This window comes from uncultured Campylobacter sp., assembly GCF_938045595.1.
Lineage (GTDB): Bacteria > Campylobacterota > Campylobacteria > Campylobacterales > Campylobacteraceae > Campylobacter_B.
This window is the reverse complement of sequence record NZ_CALIBB010000203.1, coordinates 1-2,654: the sequence shown is the minus strand read 5'-3', so window position 1 is coordinate 2,654 and position 2,654 is coordinate 1. Positions and strand designations below refer to the sequence as shown.

The 2,654-nt window shown below is 46.0% G+C and carries 3 protein-coding genes and 2 pseudogenes; 1 reads left to right on the top strand and 4 read right to left on the bottom strand.

Translation table 11 applies throughout. The features are described 5' to 3' along the window. Nucleotides 1–60 precede the first annotated feature (60 nt). The 4 genes and pseudogenes from Q0340_RS08085 to Q0340_RS08070 all read right to left on the bottom strand — a co-directional run. Complete coding sequence (locus Q0340_RS08085; RefSeq protein WP_298082886.1) at nt 61–543, bottom strand: hypothetical protein; 483 nt, start codon at nt 541–543, stop codon at nt 61–63. 1 nt (nt 544) lies between these two features. Further along, nucleotides 545–991 (bottom strand): hypothetical protein, encoded by a 447-nt coding sequence (locus Q0340_RS08080; RefSeq protein WP_298082885.1) that lies wholly within the window; start codon nt 989–991, stop codon nt 545–547. Nucleotides 992–1,316: 325 nt separating this feature from the next. After that, a pseudogene (locus tag Q0340_RS08075) lies at nt 1,317–1,736 on the bottom strand (7-cyano-7-deazaguanine synthase); the annotation flags it as partial. Nucleotides 1,737–2,162: 426 nt separating this feature from the next. After that, nucleotides 2,163–2,429: pseudogene (locus Q0340_RS08070) on the bottom strand (7-cyano-7-deazaguanine synthase); the annotation flags it as partial. Between the two features lie 54 nt (nt 2,430–2,483). Here Q0340_RS08070 and Q0340_RS08065 point away from each other — a divergent pair. Continuing rightward, nucleotides 2,484–2,654, top strand: a 171-nt coding sequence (locus Q0340_RS08065; RefSeq protein WP_298082887.1) for an rRNA maturation RNAse YbeY, incomplete at its 3' end; no start/stop codon positions are given.

The window sequence follows — 2,654 nt, the reverse complement described above, 5'->3', positions numbered from 1 at the left end:
TCTGCAATATCTGCTAAAATTTGATCGGCTTGTTTACTCGTCATTTTTTATCCTTTATATTTAATCGTGCAGAAAAGTTACGACTTCATGATCTTTTGGCAAGAACTTTCTACCGTGTATACCACTTTCTCCATATTCTATCAAAGCTTCATTAAGCACCTTATAGAGCTCATCTAACGAAATTCCGTCAAGACCAGAATTTATATTTTCTAGCTTATATTTGATAAAAAACGGATTGTCCACGAGCATTTTACTTGTGGTTTCGTCATAAATTCGCCTTATATCAAGCTTGATAACATTACCCTTATAGCATAAAATATAAATCTCCTCACCCGTAAATCCATCTCGCGGATCCGGCAGGTGTGGATCACACACAAAGATGAACCAAATATCTCTTTGCCTATCGATAACCCAATCAAGTTGTTTTATACGTTGATCGCCTAACGGAAATTCACCAAAATTTGCTCTGGAGCTATTTACTATGTCAATAACGCCATATTTCTCAATATCCTCTTTCGAAATATATTCTGCTACAAACGCCATTTTATTTTTCCTTTCTTACATCTATTAACGCTACACTAAAATCATCCTTATCCTCCCAGCCTGGTCTAAATTTAAAATCAATCAAAACATCTCTCAATATTTTAATAACTTCATTATCTGGAATAATAGAATTTATAGCATTTACCTCGATAATTTTCCACACCCTTTGAAATTTGCGTCCATCCACTTCTTGATCATATTCGTAATCCAAAAGAATATCTAAATTATTTCCTTGAATATAAAGCCTCCATAGCTTTTTGCTCCCATAACCATAATCATACCCTTCATTTGGTAGTCTTTCAATTAAAAGAAACCAAATATCTTTTTGTCTATCAACAACAAAATTTCTAGGTAGTTCTTCATGATGCGGACTATATTGATAAAAAATTTTACTCAACCCGTACTTCTCATCATCCTCTTTCGTGATGATCGCATTTTCAAATGCCATTTCCTACTCCTTAAAATTTAATTCTCGGATTATACCACGATATATTTATATCCGCCTATGCGCTCATAAATATGGCGCAGGAGTTAAATTTATAATTGATTTTTGCTTTGGACCGTGTGCGCAACGCTCTCGTTAAAATTTTTAAAATTTCAAAGCGTAGTTTAAATTTACAGCCGCAGCTCGGCGCACTAAAGTGCAAGCCGCCGCCGTATGTTTGAAATCCCGCTATAAACCATGCGGCGCTACGTATTCAAAACCCGCGCATATCAAGCGCTGCGATGACACACAGAGCCGAGCGAGCTCGGTAAATTTCGCCGCGTCGCGCCTAAGCTTCTATAGCGTAGGGGATTTTATCTTTTGCGCCGGCGCCCGCAAAGCCTTTAAGTCGCAGCAGGCAGCTGTCGCAAAGCCCGCACGCAGCGTCCTCGCGCTCGTAGCAGCTCCACGTAAGCTCTAGTGGCACGCCGATCTCAAGCGCTAGCGAGACGATCTGCGCCTTGCTAAGGTGCACGAGCGGGGTTTTGATGCGCGGATGAAAGTCGCGGCTCGTGCCCAGATCGAGCGCTCGCTCAAACGCGCCGATGAAGCCCGCGCTGCAGTCGGGGTAGCCGCTGCTGTCCTCCTGCACCACGCCGATGAAAATCGCGTCGCAGCGCTCCTTCTCGGCAAGGGCGGCGGCGATGCTCAAAAACACGCCGTTGCGAAACGGCACGTATGTGCTCGGCAGATCTGAAAACGCGCTCTCACCGCTTGGCGATGAAATTTTATCGCTTTCGCTCTGCGATGAAATTTCACTCCCTGCGTGCTTGGGTGGAATTTCATCGCCCTGCTGCGGCTCGGCTCCGCTTTGAGATGAAATTTCGCTACCTTGCGGTGAAATTTTGTCGTCGTAGGCTAAAATTTTGCCGCCTTGCGGCGAAGGCTCATCGTCCCCTAGTGAAATTTCACTCTCTTGCGTTAAAATTTCACCGCTCTGTGTACGGCTGCTCCGCGCCGAATCTGCATCAAGCGGAGCGTCCGCTGAGCCCGCCGAGAAATCTGACGCAGTAAAATTTTGCCCGCCAATCTCGGCATCAATAGAATTTGCCGCAATAGAATTTTGCCCGTCTAGGCGAGCGCTCTTGGAATTTGCCGCGCTGTCAATCTTGGCGCCAATGGAATTTACCGCACCGCAAAGCTCCGCCGCACCCTTTCTGATCGGCAAAGCACCGTCCGTAAGGGCACTACCGCCGATTTGTGCGATGAAGCGAGCGTCTAAAATCAGCCTTTTTGCGACCCCCAAATCGTCGCAAATTTTACCGAAGCACTCGCGCTCCTTGTCCATCGTGCGCTGATTATAATCAAAATGCAGCGCCACGATCTCGTAACCTTCGCGCTTCGCGATATAGGCGCAGGTCGCGCTGTCCATGCCGCCGCTGATCACGCATAAAGCTCTCATTTTCGTCCTTTTTTTGCTAAAATTATACGAAAATTTTATAAAAGAGGGGTAAAAATGATACTTTGCGAGCAGCCCTATCCCGAAATTTTGGACGCTATCGCGGCGGAGCTGGGCGGCGGGAGCGTCGAGCTAATTTTCGTGCGCGACGAGGAGATGCGGCAGCTAAACGTGCAAACGCGCGGCATCGATAAGACGACCGACGTGCTGAGCTTCCCGCTCGATCCT